At 56.3% G+C, this 15,889-nt stretch carries 7 protein-coding genes and 2 pseudogenes; 4 read left to right on the top strand and 5 right to left on the bottom strand.

Annotated elements, in window-relative coordinates:
- The first annotated feature begins 136 nt into the window (after positions 1–136).
- Positions 137–1,804 carry a GGDEF domain-containing protein gene (locus tag E1N14_RS15480; RefSeq protein WP_062794013.1) on the top strand — a complete coding sequence of 556 codons (1,668 nt, stop codon included), beginning with the start codon at positions 137–139 and terminating at the stop codon, positions 1,802–1,804.
- A 105-nt stretch (positions 1,805–1,909) separates the two neighbouring features.
- On the opposite strand, the gene E1N14_RS15475 is transcribed toward E1N14_RS15480, so the two are convergent.
- Positions 1,910–5,029 carry an NAD(P)-binding protein gene (locus E1N14_RS15475; protein WP_025010957.1) on the bottom strand — a complete coding sequence of 1,040 codons (3,120 nt, stop codon included), beginning with the start codon at positions 5,027–5,029 and terminating at the stop codon, positions 1,910–1,912.
- Positions 5,030–5,257: 228 nt separating this feature from the next.
- Between E1N14_RS15475 and E1N14_RS22230 the strand changes: the two are divergent.
- A pseudogene (locus tag E1N14_RS22230) lies at positions 5,258–5,515 on the top strand (AraC family ligand binding domain-containing protein); the annotation flags it as partial.
- Between the two features lie 18 nt (positions 5,516–5,533).
- Positions 5,534–5,980: a helix-turn-helix domain-containing protein gene (locus tag E1N14_RS22060; protein ID WP_051547062.1), complete on the top strand. Its 447-nt coding sequence runs from the start codon at positions 5,534–5,536 to the stop codon at positions 5,978–5,980.
- Here the strand turns inward: E1N14_RS22060 and E1N14_RS15465 are convergent.
- Positions 5,974–6,381, bottom strand: coding sequence for a hypothetical protein (locus E1N14_RS15465; protein WP_025010959.1), 408 nt, complete (start codon positions 6,379–6,381; stop codon positions 5,974–5,976). The two genes, E1N14_RS22060 and E1N14_RS15465, sit on opposite strands and share 7 nt — an antisense overlap.
- Before the next feature lie 303 nt (positions 6,382–6,684).
- Between E1N14_RS15465 and E1N14_RS15460 the strand changes: the two genes are divergently transcribed.
- Positions 6,685–7,131 (top strand): GNAT family N-acetyltransferase, encoded by a 447-nt coding sequence (locus tag E1N14_RS15460; RefSeq protein ID WP_037437176.1) that lies wholly within the window; start codon positions 6,685–6,687, stop codon positions 7,129–7,131.
- A 418-nt stretch (positions 7,132–7,549) separates the two neighbouring features.
- Here the strand turns inward: E1N14_RS15460 and E1N14_RS15455 are convergent, their stop codons facing one another.
- The 3 genes and pseudogenes from E1N14_RS15455 to E1N14_RS15445 form a co-directional block, all read right to left on the bottom strand.
- A complete protein-coding gene (locus tag E1N14_RS15455; protein WP_025010961.1) occupies positions 7,550–8,014 on the bottom strand; it encodes a GNAT family N-acetyltransferase in 465 nt (154 codons plus the stop codon).
- A gap of 299 nt (positions 8,015–8,313) precedes the next feature.
- Positions 8,314–9,744 (bottom strand): annotated as a pseudogene (locus E1N14_RS15450) (PfaD family polyunsaturated fatty acid/polyketide biosynthesis protein); the annotation flags it as partial.
- 226 nt (positions 9,745–9,970) lie between these two features.
- A complete protein-coding gene (locus tag E1N14_RS15445; RefSeq protein WP_255265332.1) occupies positions 9,971–15,883 on the bottom strand; it encodes a hotdog fold thioesterase in 5,913 nt (1,970 codons plus the stop codon).
- Between the last annotated feature and the right edge of the window lie 6 nt (positions 15,884–15,889).

Here is a 15,889-nt window from a genome sequence, read left to right as displayed (position 1 = left end):
TAGCCGAAATAGAGTTAAATCACCAACAATAAAAATAGATTCAGTGCCTTGGGCGTTTTTGTGCTCAGGGATAAGGATACGGCCATGGTCTTGGACGGAAATCGATTTGCCGACAGACAAACGTTCGCCCTTCAATATGGATAAACACCCAGGTTACCTTTTCAGGCTACTGCTTGCGTTTGTTCTGTTCCAATTCAGTGTTGGTGCCTGGGCCGCTCAGGTGCTCGACAACAGCTACATTCTTAAGGCTGAGCCACAACAGCTGGCTCCGACCTCATTCGAGGGGGTACCTGCCTGGATCCGAGCGCAACAGGAAACCAGCCTGAGTTTGAGTGGTGGCAGTTACTGGATGGTGAACCCTTTGCGGGTGGCCAGTCGTGAACAGACTTGGGTCATAGACGTACGCAATTCCATCATAGAATCCATCGACCTTCTGCTGCTTGGGCAGGATGGCAGCATGCAACAAGCCCACTCTGGCTATGATGCCGACTATCAGTATCTGTTTGATTACGGCAGGCGGTTCACCATCAAGCCAGGGATAGACTATTGGTTGGTGGTCAAGGTCGAGAGCCGTTACTACTCATCGGCACCCGAGATCCGTCTGGCACCGGAAAGGGAACACAGGCTCAGTGCCGACAGGCATGCCACCGCCGTGGTGCTATGCCTCGGGGGCTTGATTTTTATCGCCTGCTATAACCTGTTCATCTTCTTTACCACCCGTGACAAGGCGTTTTTTTGGTACGGTCTTTATGTGCTGGCCTACTTCTGCGGCTGGGCCTTGACCTTCCACTTGCCTGTGCACCTGTTTCAGTTTCGGCAACTCGAGTTGCACCACCTGTTCTTTATCAGCCTGCCAATATTGAACATATTGTTCTATAACAATTTTTTGCAGCTTTCTCTCTATTCGCCCAAGCTTTGGCGTCTCAGCCGCATCTTACTGTGGGCCTGTGTGCTGGCTCTGCCTACCAGTATCTGGCTTTTGTCCTACACGGCGATTATTGCTTCCGTGCTTATCATGCTCTGGATTGGACTGGCGATAGTTTGCGGTAATGTCTGTCTGATGAAAGGCTTCTCGCCGGCACGCTATTTCATCATGGCTTTCAGCTGTTTGCTATTGCCGGCAATCATCATATTGCCCGGTAACATGGGTATCACCCCGGACTTCTTTGAGTATGCCGAGCTGGCGACTCTGCTGGGCGGCACTGCCGATGCTCTGCTGCTGTCCTTGGCGTTGGCAAGCAAGCTCAAACTCTTGTCGGAAGAGCGCCAGGAGTATATCCGCAAGTTGGGCATCGCTTGGGAGCGAGCCCGCAGTGATAGCCTCACAGGTCTTGCCAACCGCTTGGCCTATGATGAGAGTCTGGCGGATACTTGCCTGAGTAGTGGCATGCCCAAGCCGGGATATATGTTGGTATTGCTGGATATTGAGGGGCTGAAACGGGTCAATGACACCCTGGGGCATGGGGAAGGGGACAGATTGCTGCTGGCGATAGCCGAAGAGCTAAAGAGCTGGTCTGTGGCCAAGTTAAAGCCTTTTCGTATCGGTGGCGATGACTTTGCTTTGCTGTTGCCGGAAGCCGAGGCGCAGCAACTGCAGAACTTACTGCCGAGGCTGGAGCAGCGTATTGCCAGTGAAGGTTTTGCCGAGCTCTGTGTCAATCATGGCTCTGCCACCAGTACAGATAAAGAAAAGATCCAGGATTGGGTCCGCGCCGTCGACAAAGACTTGTATCAGTGCAAGAGTCTGCGTCGCCGTGAGCTGCACGCCAGACAACTTGCAGCAGCCGAAGGCCTGCCCCGCTAAACTCACGGGGCTAATTTCGGGACTAATTCCTGGGCTAAGTCAGGAGCTTAGTCCAGAGCAAGTCCAAAGCTGAGTCGAACAGGCTAAATCTCGCCTGGATGCCTATCAGAAGTCTTCCTCACCCTTGATATGGCGCGGATAGCCACTGATGGCCTTGGAGGTGTGCATACCCGCCATGGTTGCGGCTTCGACGCAGCCCACATTCAGCCCTGTTTTTATCCAATCGCCGGTGACATAGAGGTTATCCAGCCCAGTACCGTCTGTGGTGATGCGAAAACGCGAGCTATCTTTCACCGACAACACATACCGCTCGGACGGGTCGACATTGGCACGCCAGTATTGGCTGTCAAAGCGCTGTTGTCCTTGACGTTCCTCCGGGTCGTGCAGCCAATCCCAGACAAAGCCATTTTTGGCTTCCGGCCAGAGATTGCCTATTTGATGCTCGAGTTGCCCCAGAGCCCCGGACTTGGCCACGGCATTCATTTGCTGGTTAAAGTCACTCTGCTCTCTGGGTGGATATTCGGCAACCGGCAGCGCCGAGCAGAAGTAACTGGCATTTTTGACGCTGCCTATCGGCCAGCTTTCTTTGTCAATCAATTGATCCATACTGGCCCAGGTGTCATAGGGCTCGCTGAAGGCCGACAGCACAGGCTCTTCGCCGGAAGTCGGAAAAAGTTGCCAGCCAAGGCCGTTGAGATCTGTGTTGAGCCACAACTGATAGGCCTGGGTCGCCACGGTTTGCACCTTGGCCACAGCTTGAGATAGCGCCGGACTTTGGGTCATCACCTCTTTAGCCACATGAGGAACGGCTCCTATGGATAGACCGAAGATCACCTTGTCAAAATCAATCCCCTTACGCAGCTGTTTCACCGGCAGAACGTGGCCGGTTTCTTGCTGGTACAGCTGCGGCCAATCACTCCAGAAGTGTTCCAGATTGACCCGGTTTTCGGCAATTAATCTGGCTTGAGTTTCATCCAGTTGTGATAGCAGAGGCTCGCTTGGCCAGCAGCCGAGTCCTTTGACATCCACCAGCGGTTGATACTCGCTGAGTCCGGGTTTGAGGCTGGCCTGCTCCACTATCTCTATGCTGCTGACGGATTGCCCCTGACAATGCAGCTGTTGTACCTGATGGAAGAAGTGAAAATTCACTCCGCGGCGTTTCAACACTTCATAGTAGGGGGTGAATACTGTGTCGCCCATGCCGGCCTGCATTTTCCACATCACGCCCCCTTGGTAGCAGAGGGCTATTCGCAACATGGAGCGGATTATGGTGCCGGCTTCCACATTGGGGCGGGAGAAATCGCCCTGCTCGTAGGCAAACACCAGATCGTAGAAGCCCCTGACCGGTGCTGAATCGACAGTGTAGCGCTCGCTGGCGCCATGGCGACGCAGCCATTCGCGGTAGTCATAGCCGTTGATAACATCGAATCCGCCCTTGAATACCCCATCGACAAACATCCCCTTGAGTATGGTCAGACCGAGGTCGGCACCTATGTAGAGGCGCCTGAGCTCGTCATTGCCACTCAAGTGATCGCCAAAGCGGCGGTTGAGACGCCGATGCAGTATATCGACGGCACTCTCGATTAGGCCATCGTCCTCGACAGTGTCGTGGTGGTGATCGTCACACTCCTGGCATATCAGCTGGTTGAAGCGGCACTCCAGCTTGTCCCCCAGGGTTTCCAGGCTATCTTTGGCGTCATCCAGCGCCTCTTCGATGCGATCGTTCAGACGTTCAAACCAGTCGCGGGAGAACCAGTCTCTGGGGCTATCCTTGGCCACGGCCTCATCGACTTCATCCATCTGTTTTAACCATTGACGGATCCAGTAGAAGGCCGCCTTGACCAATTTCCACAGCGTCAGGGTTTCTGTACTGTCGCCCGGGATCCCCGGCATAGGCGGGAACTCTATGGGCCAGCTCAGGCTGCGGCCATCTATCTGCTCCTGCAGCACAATAAAGTTATGGGGCTTGAACGCTTCGACAAAGCTGGCCAGCGGCGCGTCATCCGCTCGCCCCAGTTCTTCATAGGCTTTGCGCATCAGGGCGGCGGCATTTTGGTAGAAACCAAACCAAATATGCAGCCCATGCTCTTCGATACGATCCCCCATGGCGGCATTGCGCCCGGAGGCTCCCTTGCCACCAATGCGCCAGCCCTGTTGATAGATATCTATCTGGTACCGGTTTTGCCAGCCGGGTTGTTCGGTCAGGCACATAGCCGCGGTAATGGCGGCAACGCCTCCACCGAGAATGGCAATTTTCTCTTTTTTGACCACAGAGTTGTCCACCAACACTTCGCCCGGCGGCACCTCAAAGTCAAAATTCACATGGTAGGGCAGCAACACCTGCTGCTCGCCGAGTTGTACCCCCAGGGTGTCGGCCAGCGGGAAGCTGTCGTTGGCAAAGACGGTGGCCACCAGGGAGTTATCCAGCAGCGACAGATGATGCACCTTGTTGACTCTGGCCGGCGCCTGCAGCAGCGCCTGATATACCGCCTTGGTACCGGAAGCGTCGGGGAACTGCTTCAGGAAAACTTGCTCCACCGCCGGTTTGAACAGCAGTTCGAATACCTGCTCGGCTCCAAGAGCATCCAGATCGGGAATAAAGTCGCTTTGGGCCTGAATAAAGTCCCAGGTTTGGCCTATGGCTTCGAGTGGAGAGAGGGCATTCTCCTGCTGCGGTCTACACTTAACCTGGAGCAGTGGTGCCATTGCCAGTTCGGCATCCGGGGAAAATTTTTGAAAACTCTTGGCCGACAACGACAGTTCGGTCAGCGGCTCATCTACGCCAGGCATCCGGTATTCGCAGGCGTATTTGGGATAACCAAACAGCTCGCGGCCATTGATCAATGCCATCGCATCATTGACCCAGATATGCAGCGGCTGAAACAGAATTTCGCTGATTTCGCCGGAATCCGCACCGGCCTGTTTGCCCACCATCACCCAGGTGATGATATCGGTTTCCTGAATCCAACCCTTGTTGCGATCCACCTCGACACTGGAATAAGCCTTGGCGATTTGAGTGAAAGTTGTCAGTACATAAGGAGACAACACCTTGAAATGCATCTTGTTGTTGGCGACCCGGTTCAGGGTTTGATCGACACTCTGTTGTAAATTGGCAAGCTTGCCCTTGAGGAAAAAGCCGTACATATCGGCCTGGGTTAACACCAGAGGAGAGTGCATAAGCACTGAGCCGGGAGGGTAGATAAAGTCGGGGCGTTGTTCGTTCATGGCGACCATCCTTGTGTACTGACGTTTGCCAGATTTATCTGGCTGAATTAACTGAATAAACCTAGCGTATATTCAGGCATCTTACAATTGCAGTCCTGTTGCCTGTGGTTTGCTCTTTGTGGGAACCTTGAACCAAGCTCGCTTGAGCGAAAGGGGACGTCGCCGCTATGCTTGCGTTCCGGGCATGAGCCGGAAGATTGTGTCAAGGCAAGGAGATAAGGGAAAGCGATGCGGCATTTATTGAGACACTACAGTGAAAGCGACGCCACAGGGTGCCATAGCCACGATATCGGTCAGCTTATCTATCTGCATCATGGCGCGGTTTTGCTGGAGAGTGGCCAAGCCGAGTCCTTGCTGCTCAGCGGTCAACTCCTGCACCTGCCGCCCGGGTGCGAGCATGCTCATAGATTGCTGAAACATACACGCTGCAGTTTATTCTATTTGCGGCCCGAGGTATTGCCGCAGCATTGGCAGTCTCATGGATTGCATCAAGGACCTGCGCCCATGAGCGTCAGTCCACTGTGGTCGGCGCTGCTGCAAAGACTGGAAACTGTCACTGAAGACAAGGAGGCCGCCTATCTTGAAGTGCTGCAGGATAATCTGTGTCAGCTTCAGCCTCAAGGCCGGCTCGAGCCGCTTTACCAGAGTCTGGACCCCAGGCTATTGCCAGTTATCGAAACCATGCAGCGTTCACCCAATCTTAAGCTGCGTCTAGAGGATTTTGCCAAGCACTGCGGCGCTTCCGAGCGGACGCTGAATCGCTTGTTCCGTGTGTGCCTGGGGGTGAGCTTTAAGGACTGGCGCCGTCGTAGCCTTATGCTCGAAGCCCAGCGCCGACTGCGGCAAGGGCAGCCGATGACACAGGTGGCTTTGGAGCTTGGCTATCAGAATCTCAGTGCGTTTTCGGCGGCTTATCACAATTTCTTCCGGCGCCAGTCATATCCTCAGTAGCTCTGCGCCAGTCGCTTGGCGCTATCATCGCCGATTAACACACAACTCATCTCGTCGGTGCGGATAATACGTTCGGCCTCGAATTGAAATAGGGCGAATACTCTGATGCTGAATCGGCTGCCATCGGCTTTCTCTCCCGCCACTCTATGACAGGAAAACACCTTTTGCTGCTGACAAATAAGCTGCTCAAAGCCGATCTCGCTAATTTTTACCTGGCTTCTGAGCCAGTGAATGTGAGCACAAAAGGCCCGGTAATCCAGCTCCTTACCATCCACCCACTGACGATACTCCGGATGAAAGTCCTGCGTTAATGCCAGTTGCCAATCGGCGCGGGTCAGCACTCGGCCCAATATCTGTTGCACTCTGCCGGCTAACAATTTCTCTTTGGGATCCAGCTTCATTTTCGGCTCCTTATTGGTCTATCCCGGGGGATGTCCCGGTTAAGCTTTTCTGTTAAGCAACGGCATGGTGCCGCATCAGGCTGGGTGTTGCTTTGGTATTGGCGCCAACTTGTGTGGTTTTCACGCCATAATGTGCTGGCGATGTCCAAGGAATATGGTGCTTGGTGAAGATGACAATGCCGGTGCCAGTGCCAGTGCCTTAATCGTTTCAAGGCAACCGGACTCTCGGCAACTGGACAGTCACCTTAAGTTGGCGCTAATTTGAGCACTATGAAGAGAGTCTTTTTAGCCGCAAACGCGAGCATGAGCATAAACATACGCATCGCCAGGTTAAGCGATATCCCCGCCATGATGTCACTGAGGTTGAATGTGAGCGAAAATCGCCTGCAGGATCCCGGGCGGATCACTCATGCCTGTTATCTCGGTTACCTGAGCGGCCGGCGGCGAAGCTGGGTTGCCGAGACTGACACCCAACTGCTCGGCTTTACCTGCGCCGACCGTGATGATGCCAGAATTTGGGCGCTTTTTATCGCTCAAGAGGCGGAAGGAAAGGGCATAGGTAAGGCTCTGTTACAGCAAGCTGTTGACTGGCTCCACGCCGGTGGCTGCAGCAAGCTGCAACTCAGTACCGAGCCGGGTACCCGCGCCGAAGGCTTCTATCGCCATCTCGGCTGGCAATCCTTGGGGCTTACTGAAGATGGCGAGCTGCATCTGCAGCTTATCCCCCAGAGTCATCAGCCTTGCGGCTAACTACTGTGGACTTTCGTCTGTGCTAAGGAAGGTGCGAACAAGTCCCATGTGTGCTCTGCGTCGGCTTACAGGCCTGGATGCAAGGCGTGGTTCGCCGCAAATGGCCTTAGTCCTTTGTAAGAAGCACAACACAGCAGATAGGCCTGTAAGCCACGCCCTTTGGGGCTTTCACAGCAACCGGCTCTCTGCGTTATCCGACTTCGACAGGCCCCGGCATGCCTTCAGTCAGATACCTTGAACGCCAATTGCTGTGCAAGCCAGAGTGCCACGAGGACTTATTTGCACCTTCCCAAAAGGCAGCTCAGCTATTCACAAAGCAGGTGATGGATTGCCGTTTCGACGGAAACCCGGGCCAAGTAGGATAGCGATTTAAGGCCTAGAGTTGGATAGCCGCTATACAAATGCATCCATGCATGACCTACAGCGCTGCCAGCTTTAAGCTCATAAAGCAGCTATTCGGGTCTTGTTGATAGTCGGCGAAGGGGGCACAGAAGCTAAAGCCTTCACTCGCGTACAAGGCTCGGGCCGGGGCGAAATAGGCCATAGTGCCAGTTTCCAGGTAAAGCCTTTGGACACCCAGGCCTGCGGCATGATGCAGCAGGTGTCTGAGCATGGCTCTGGCGTACCCTCGGTGGCGGAAACTTGCAGCTGTGCGCATGGATTTAAGCTCGGCCTCGGCGTTGCCAAGAAGTTTGATGGCACCACAGGCGGCGGGTATTTCTGTTACCCAAAGGGTGAAGAAGTGGATATCCGTTTGTTTCAGGCCGCTGAGGTCGAGGGCATGCACGCTCTCGGGCGGCGATGTGGCCTGCATCTCTTGCAGGTGCTCTGCAAGCAGTTGCAAAACCGCCGGATGGCTTAAATCACCGGCTCTGATCTGCATTGAATCTTCTTTGGGCATGATATTCATGGTGTTGCTCGTTGCTATGGCTCGCTATATTAGTGGCTTGGCGCTATTGACCAAGCAGCGAACGTGGCAATGCTTATGCCATCTTTGTAAAGATGGCCATTTTAGACGTGGAATTGAGGTTGGACGCGGTGCGGGTGGGCCTATATGACAAACTGGCTACAGGCCCAAAATTGAGTGGTGTTATTTGAATCGCACCGCAAACAGGCAGAGTGCCCGTTTGCGGTGCATGGTAAAAGGCCTATAAGACCTTTTTTGATGAGCCGTAATCCTGCTCAGTCCAGCGATTTCAGCGGCCGATAATGGCCCAAGCTGGATGGCAGGACTATGCCCTGGCTTCGCAACTGGTTGACCCGGTTTTGATAGGCGGCGCCTACGAGCAGTTGCAGTGCCAAGTCCACGGCACGGCGCTGACGGTAATCATCCAGATAGCTATCCTTGGCCCAGGCGTTGAAGGCGCCCAGTGCCGGCCCGGCCCAGATCTGGTAATCCATCTCCCGACCGCTTTCCCCTGTGTTGGACCAGCGGCTCGATAGCCCCAGATACCAGCGGAAAATGAGCGCCATCTTGCGCTTTGGATTGCCTTCGGCGCGGCGAATTTGTTCGGGATCCCGCGCCATAAAGTGGGCAACCGTGCCTTGCCAGATTTCATCCAGATTGGCGCGAAACACCTGAGTTTCCAGCTTTTGGCGCTCATCGGCCGGAATGGCCTCTATCGAGTCGTAGCGGCTGTAAATTTCGTACAGTTTATTGGCCCGCATGGGGAATAGGGTGCCGCGTTTTACCACTTGCAGCTTGACGCCCATCTCAAACATATCTGCGGCCGGTGCCATGGTGACATCGGCCATTTCCACTGTCGCCAATAGCTTCCGGCTGTGCTCGCTGGCACCGGCTTCGATACAGGCCTGATTGATAGAGCCGGTAACAATAAAGGCGGCGCCCATATTGAAGGCCGCCAAAGCCGCATCCGGCGTGCCTATGCCGCCACCCGCTCCAACCCGGATAGGTTCTTGGTAGGCGTATTTTGCCTGCATTTTATCCCGCAAGGCGATAATGGTGGGCAGCAGGGTAACCAGAGGACGATTGTCGGTATGACCGCCGGAGTCTGCCTCGGCGGTAATGTCGTCGGCCATGGGCACCTGCCGGGCAAGTTCGGCCTGCAGTTCGGTGATCCATCCCTGGCTCAGCAGCTGCTGGAGGATTTTCTCCGGCGGCGGCGCCATAAAGTGGGCGGCGACTTCGGTGCGGCTCACCTTGGCTATCACCTTGTTGGCGATTAGGGTGTTGCCGTCACTGTCCCGGCTCAGTCCGGCCACCCGATATCTCACTATGTGAGGGGTCAGCGCCAGAAAGGCCGAGGCTTCGACCGTACGTACCCGGTGTTTGAGATAGAGCTCGACCGCACCTTGCTCGAGTGCCGGTTCGCTGGGGCTGTGGATCAGGTTAAAGGCGTAGGGACCGCTTGGCAGCGCCGCCTGAATTCGGCTGATGGCGGCTTCCACTCGGGCGGGTACCAGACCGGCGGCGCCGAATGAGCAGAGTATGCCGGCCTTGCCGAGGGCAATCACCAGCTCTTCGGAGGCGATACCGTTGGCCATGGCGCCGGCATAATAGGCGTACTTGACTTTGTGGCAGGCGGCAAAGGCCGGATCGCCGAGCGCTGCTGCGCTGAGCGGCGGCACCATGGCGCAAACCGGCAGTGTATTGCCGCTTGCACTCGCCTCGGCAAGCTGCGCCTGATTGGCAAACAGGATTTCATCCTTGGTTTGTCTGGCGACAAACAGCGGCTTATCCAGCGCCTTGATTACGTTGCCGGCACAGTTATCCGTGGCCGCAAAGACATCATCACTGTTCGGGTTCAGGGCCCAGGGCCAATTGAAGCTTGTCATCTTGTTGCTCTCATTATCTGTTCGGTTGTCTTTGCCTGAGGGCTCAGGCTTCTTCAATGGCCAGAGCCAGATCTTTTATTTCATAAATTCGCAGGCCATCTTTGGCGAGCCAGGCATCGGCTGTCAGTGTGACTCTGTCCGGCGTATCCTCTATGGCTGTGATATGCAGCTCCAGCGACATCTGCCGGTTCAGGGGATTGATCTGACCGCGGTATTTCCACTGTACCTGACTCAGACAATGGGCGAATCTTGGGTTACTGAATTGGCTTCCAAGCCCGGCGTCCAGGGCAAAGGCACTCAGGAGTTCCAGCATGGCTTCCACCCCGAGCGAGCCCGGCATTACAGGGTCCTGATGGAAATGGAAGCGGAAGAACCAGTCAGCGGCATCGATTTTGCGCTCGCCATAGATGTAGCCCAAGCCGGAATGGCCGCCTTGGCGGCAGATGCGGATAGAATCGACAAAGTTGAGTCGACCGCCCGGCAGGCGCAGGTGTTTTTGATCCCAAGAGCCATGATATAGAGCGCAAGCGGCGGCGCGAAGATCATAGCTCACATCGGCCTCAAGCCCTTGCTGTTTATCCCAGGGCTCGGTCACCTTGCCGTTATCCAGTCCCAACTGGTTTTTCAGCGCCTCGGCCTTGAAGTAACCAAATACTGCCTCGCCTTCATAGAAGGGTTCACCATCGGCGCTGAGCACAAAGCTGAAACTCTGGATGATGTTGGTGCCCGCCTTGACAGTGCTCAGCAGACGCGAGTCGTTGCTGATGGTCTTGCCACGCAGGTCAAGCCGGCGCAGCAGTGTGCCTTTACCGTCGAGGTTACGGAAGAAAAGCTCTGTGTCGCCATAGCCCAGGGTGGTGCCCATATAGCCGGAAATAAAACCATTGGGCTGCAGCGCTATCTCCATCAAAATCGAGTAGGGCATATGCGCCGGGTGGCTGTTTTCACTAAAGTACCAAGCCTTGGGTGGCACTTCATATTCGCCGATACAGGAGGCCGGAGACTTGAAGTCGCCGCGCTTGCCAATCACCTGCGTCACCCTGGTGGTGAGCTGCAGATCGCCGCAAGGGGTGCGCGGTGGGATAAGCCCGCGGTAGGCGGCAAAGTCGGGGCCGAAGCAGTTCTCAATATCGCCGGTGGCAAATTCAAACATATGCCATGGGGTAAAGGGCGTAGTATCGGGCCTGCGATTCGGGTAGTCCGGCGTTACTGGTGCCGGAACATGCCTGACCGGGAGCACGCCGTGAATGGGCTGGGAATCCGGGCAGCTTTCATGGCTCATCAAGGGAGCATTGATGGATGCCTGGCGCCCGGCGTTCAGCGCCTCGTTAGCATCACTTGCCGAGGCGGCAACCTGTTGCGGCTTTCCGCTGTGCTCCTGGTTGCTGTCATCGGCGTACCTGTGACTGTCTTCATCTTCTTTGAGCATGACGCCAAGATTCTGGAAGTCCACCACGACCTTGCCGTCGAGCAAGATCTCAATATTGGCCTTGGCCCAGGGGCTGGGTGTCAGTCCTATTTCGGTGACTTCCATCCGATAGGTGAGACGATTGGATTGCGGCTGTACCTGTCCGCGGCAACGTACCTTCTGCGGCGCACTTTCCAGTGGTTGGAAACGGCCATTGCGGGTGTGTTTGTGCAGGCCAAGATAGAGCATATAGAACTGCAGCAACTGACCGCAGCCCTCGGCCATCAAGGAACCGGCCATCACCTGATCGTCCTTGAAATGACAGGGGAAATACCAGTGATCCGGCTCCAGTTGCTTGTGCCCTTCAACCAGACCCAGGCCCCAGGCGCCGCCGCTTGGTTCGACTCTGCGGACCTCTTCGATCATCAGGAACTTTTCCGAGGCAAAACACAGCGAGGCTTGGCGGTAACCCAAGTCATGAGATGGGCCAAAGCAGGCGCCGATATCGCCGCTCAGCAGTTGCCTCATTCGCTGGTAATCAAATATCTGTTGTTTACAGTGGATCAAGGGCTGGAATTGGCGCTTGTTCGCCATCGCCAGGTTGCGGGCCTTGATCTCCTCTTCGGTGCGGATGACTCCCTTGCCATCGGCCAGCTCGGCATCGGTGAAGAAACCGGCGCAGCCGTTGTCCATCTTGAGGATCAGACGCTCGCCGACAAAACACTCGTAAGAGAAGAAAAACAGCAGGGTATCGCCGTTGCGGGCGAAGTGATTGATGGAGATGTCGTATCTCAGGGTATCACCGCCACGGGGCAGATCGCCGAGGAAGGTGAGGGTACAGTCGAGCAAACGGTAGACCCGCTCGCCCTTGTTCTCCAGATCTATGCCGAGATAGCTTATCAGCATCAAGTCACACTGGCCCGATTCCACGGCCACCGCCCAAGGGATCTGGCCATCGACCAGATAGGGGGCGTCCACGGGAATATCATACTCTGTGGTCATGGTGCTTGGCTTGTATTCGCCGAGACGGGCATTGAGTTTAGTCACCCTGGAGACCAGCAGATAATCTGTGGTGGGCAGTCGCACCCGGCGGCGGTAGCTGTCGATCACGGCATACTCAGGGCCGAATACCGGCGCTATGTCGCCCTCGGCGTATTGCACCAGATCCTGATAATTCCAGATGCAGGGTTTGTCCTTGGGCACTTGGGATGTCGCTTTGGAGGTAATGGTTTTGGCAACAGTTTCAGCAGCCGTTTGAACCGATTCCTTGGGCGTGCGCGCTGGTAAAGGCGCTACTGAGGCGGAGCTCAGGTCTGCCGAGCGCTTGTCTTCTGAACCGATATTCTCAGCGCTTAAGCGGTTTTCGGCCGCAGTCCCGGCGCCCAAGAGGGCGCTGGCCAGTGCCAGTCCGGTTTCGCGGCTCTTGAGGAAGGCCAGGTGCGCTTCACGTGCCAGCCGTTGATTATCTGCCAGTGCCTGCAGGTGCGCTTTGGTACCGGCTTTATGGGGGGCGGCTGCAATTTTATCGCCGGGCACGGATTGTCTGAGAGCTGATGGGGCGTGCTGATTGTTCACCGGGCTGAGCTCCTGAGTGAGTTCCTGAGAGTGTTCTTGAATGAGTTCCTGAGTCAGTTCACTGTTAACTTGTTGGCTGCTGGTGTGCATTTCCGGCGCTGCCTGGGCTTGAGTGTTATTTGCCTGGGCAAGCTTTTGGCGAATGCCGGTCTCGTGTTTAAGCTCGGCGGTGGCGATATGCTGCTCTATGGCGTCACCGCCAAGGGTGATGGTCTGCCACAGCTGGCGGACATTTGCGCCGGCTATCTTTTGACTGGGCTTTTCACTGGCCCCTTGACTGCTCTCTTGACAGCTCTTTTTATTCTGCGTGCTCAGCGCCTGTTGCAGGTGCGCTTTTTGCTCCGCCGACTGTTGCAAAGTAACCGCGGCGCAGCGGCGCTCGCCATCTATCAGCAGGGTGTGGGATTCTTTATCCCTATCCTGGGTCAGGCGCAGCAGCGAGTGCAGCAAACTGGCCATCCCTGCGGCGACAAAGCTGTGCCCCATACGCGAGACGGCGCTGTGGCTGGTGGCCGCGATACGACGAAAAGCCTTGAAGCTGGGGCTGTGTTCATCTACCTCAGGCTGTGCGTCCCGGCAAAGTGCTTGCTCTCTTGAGTCTGCCGTAGAGAGAGGCTCTGTAGTTGTTAATTCCACTGATGAAAACGGCTTGAAACTCAGCTCTGTCAAGGCGCCGTAGCGGCCGCTTTGATGCGCAACTGACGGCGTCAGCACCAAGGCGCCGGCGCCTTCACCCGGTAACAGTCCAAGCTGTTGCAGACGCTTGCCCGAGTGCAATACCCGCTCGGCACTGCCGGCGAGATCCACCGCGGCCACTACTACGGCGTCCAACGCCTCGGTGCGGCAGAGATTGGCGGCCACTTCCAACGCCCGGGGAACCGACAGCTCGGCGGCCGAAATACTGAAAGCCGGGCCGTTGAAATCCCATTGGGAGGCGACCCGGGAGGCCATGATGTTGCCTATGTAGCTGGTGTATTGATTGAGGCTGGCGCTGGGCAGTACGCTGTCCATCGCCAAACGCTCGAGTTCGAGATACTCATCTTGGCTTAAGGTGATGCCGGCATCTTTAAGGCTCTGGCTAATCTGGCTATGCAGATTGACCCGGCCGCGGAACTGATGCAGTTCAAGCTCGGTTTCCATGGCGACCAACACAGCCACCCGGCCACCCATGGGCAGATTGGCATCGCGAATCGCATCATCGGCCACCTTGAGCAGCAGTAATTGCTGCGCCACCAGTCTATCTCCCGGATGGGGCGGCAGGCGGAATTTGAGGAAATCCAGTTCAAACTTGTCTATGTAGCCGCCATTGGGCGCCTGTTCAAGCCCCATGCTGGAGAGCAAAGAGCGGTTTCGCTCCAGGCCTTTCCAGCGTTTGGGGGGCAGGGCTCTGGTGGCCGTTTGCCCTTTGGCTATCAGTTTGGCAAGCGTCTCGAGCGAGTCGGCGGCGCCGAAATGCGCGGAGGCGCCCTCAATCGCCAGGCCGTCAGCGCCTTGGTTTGCAGCCGCTCCCGGCGAAGGTTTGGCCGGAATAAGCTCTTGGGCAGCATCTGGCCCTGTAAGCAGCAAGTGGGCGTTACAGCCTCCGAATCCGAACACAGACACCCCGGCAACCGGGCCGGGATTGCCCGCTTTGGTCGGCCAGGGGATGGCACTGCGCACTATATTGTGCTCGCCAAACACGCCGTTGGGCGAGCTCAGCGGCGCCGATATTCTCACCGAGGCCGGTAACAGCTTGTGTTTCATCGACAGCAGCAACTTGATGATGCCGGCCATACCGGCAGCGGTCAGCAAGTGGCTGAGGTTGGACTTGACCGAGCCGATTTTAGGCGCGGCGCTGCCTTCCAGACATGGGCCGAAAAACTGCTCCATGGAACTGAGTTCCACCTTGTCACCCAGAGGCGTGCCCGTGGCGTGGCACTCAATCACCTCCACCTGGGATGGCGCGATATTTGCCGCCTCGGCGGCCCGTTCAAACGCCAGTACCTGGCCCTTGCTGGCGGGGCTTAAGACGAACTGGCCACGACCATCGTTGGAAAGCCCTGTGCCTCTGACTATGCCATGAATGGTATCGCCATCCCTTTGGGCATCGCTCAGGCGCTTGAGCACCAATACGCCGCAGCCTTCACCGGCAAACAGGCCGCCGGAACTGTTATCCAGCGGGGCGCTTTGGCCCGACTCGGGGAAGGCCTGGAAAATGGAAAAGCCCATATGGATAAAGAAGGGATCGGCACCGCTGACGGCACCGGCCAACATCACATCGGCGCTGTGGTTACTGAGATAGTCGCAGGCCAGGCGCAATGCATAGACTGAGCTGGCGCAGGCGGCATCCAGGCTCAGGCTGGGGCCGCCAAGGCCCAGGCAATCGCACAGCAGTTCAGAGCCCTGGGCGGCGATATCCGTATCCCAATGGCGAATGCTTGCATCTGTGCCTGGGCCGGTATTTGCGTCTGTTCCCGCATCTATGGCTGACGCCAATGGCGGCATGCCGGGGAAACGGCGCCGCAGCGCCGAATTGACACTGTGATGATACAGCGGTAAAAAGGCCTTGTTGGAAGCTTGGGTAGGGAACGAAAGCGTGCCCATCACGGCGCCGCAGCGCGCCAAGTCGGGAGCGTTTTGCGCTGGGGTGATCCCGGCGCTTTGCAGGGCCTTGCGGGCGCAATCGAGTGCCCACAACAGGTGCTGATCCCAGGTTTCGGCACCCGTTGCCATTTCATCCGCTGATCTGGCATAGCCCTCGGGTGAGAAGTTTAGCTGGCGAATATAACCGCCCTGATCACAATAGAAACGGTCGCTTTGGCCTTTTGCGCCTTGATAATCGCTGACACTGGCGCCCAATTGGCTGTCATTCAGGGAGCTGATGGCATCCCGGCCTTCGCTGAGCAGTTGCCAGAAGGCGTCCAGATCCTCACAGCCCGGGAAGCGGGCGGCCATGCCAACAATGGCAATGGGCTCGGCTTGTTTACTTGTCACTCTGTT

The organism is Shewanella algae, assembly GCF_009183365.2.
GTDB classification, from domain to species: domain Bacteria; phylum Pseudomonadota; class Gammaproteobacteria; order Enterobacterales; family Shewanellaceae; genus Shewanella; species Shewanella algae.
The sequence above is the reverse complement of the archived record's forward strand: the minus strand, read 5'-3'. Positions and strand labels throughout refer to the sequence as shown.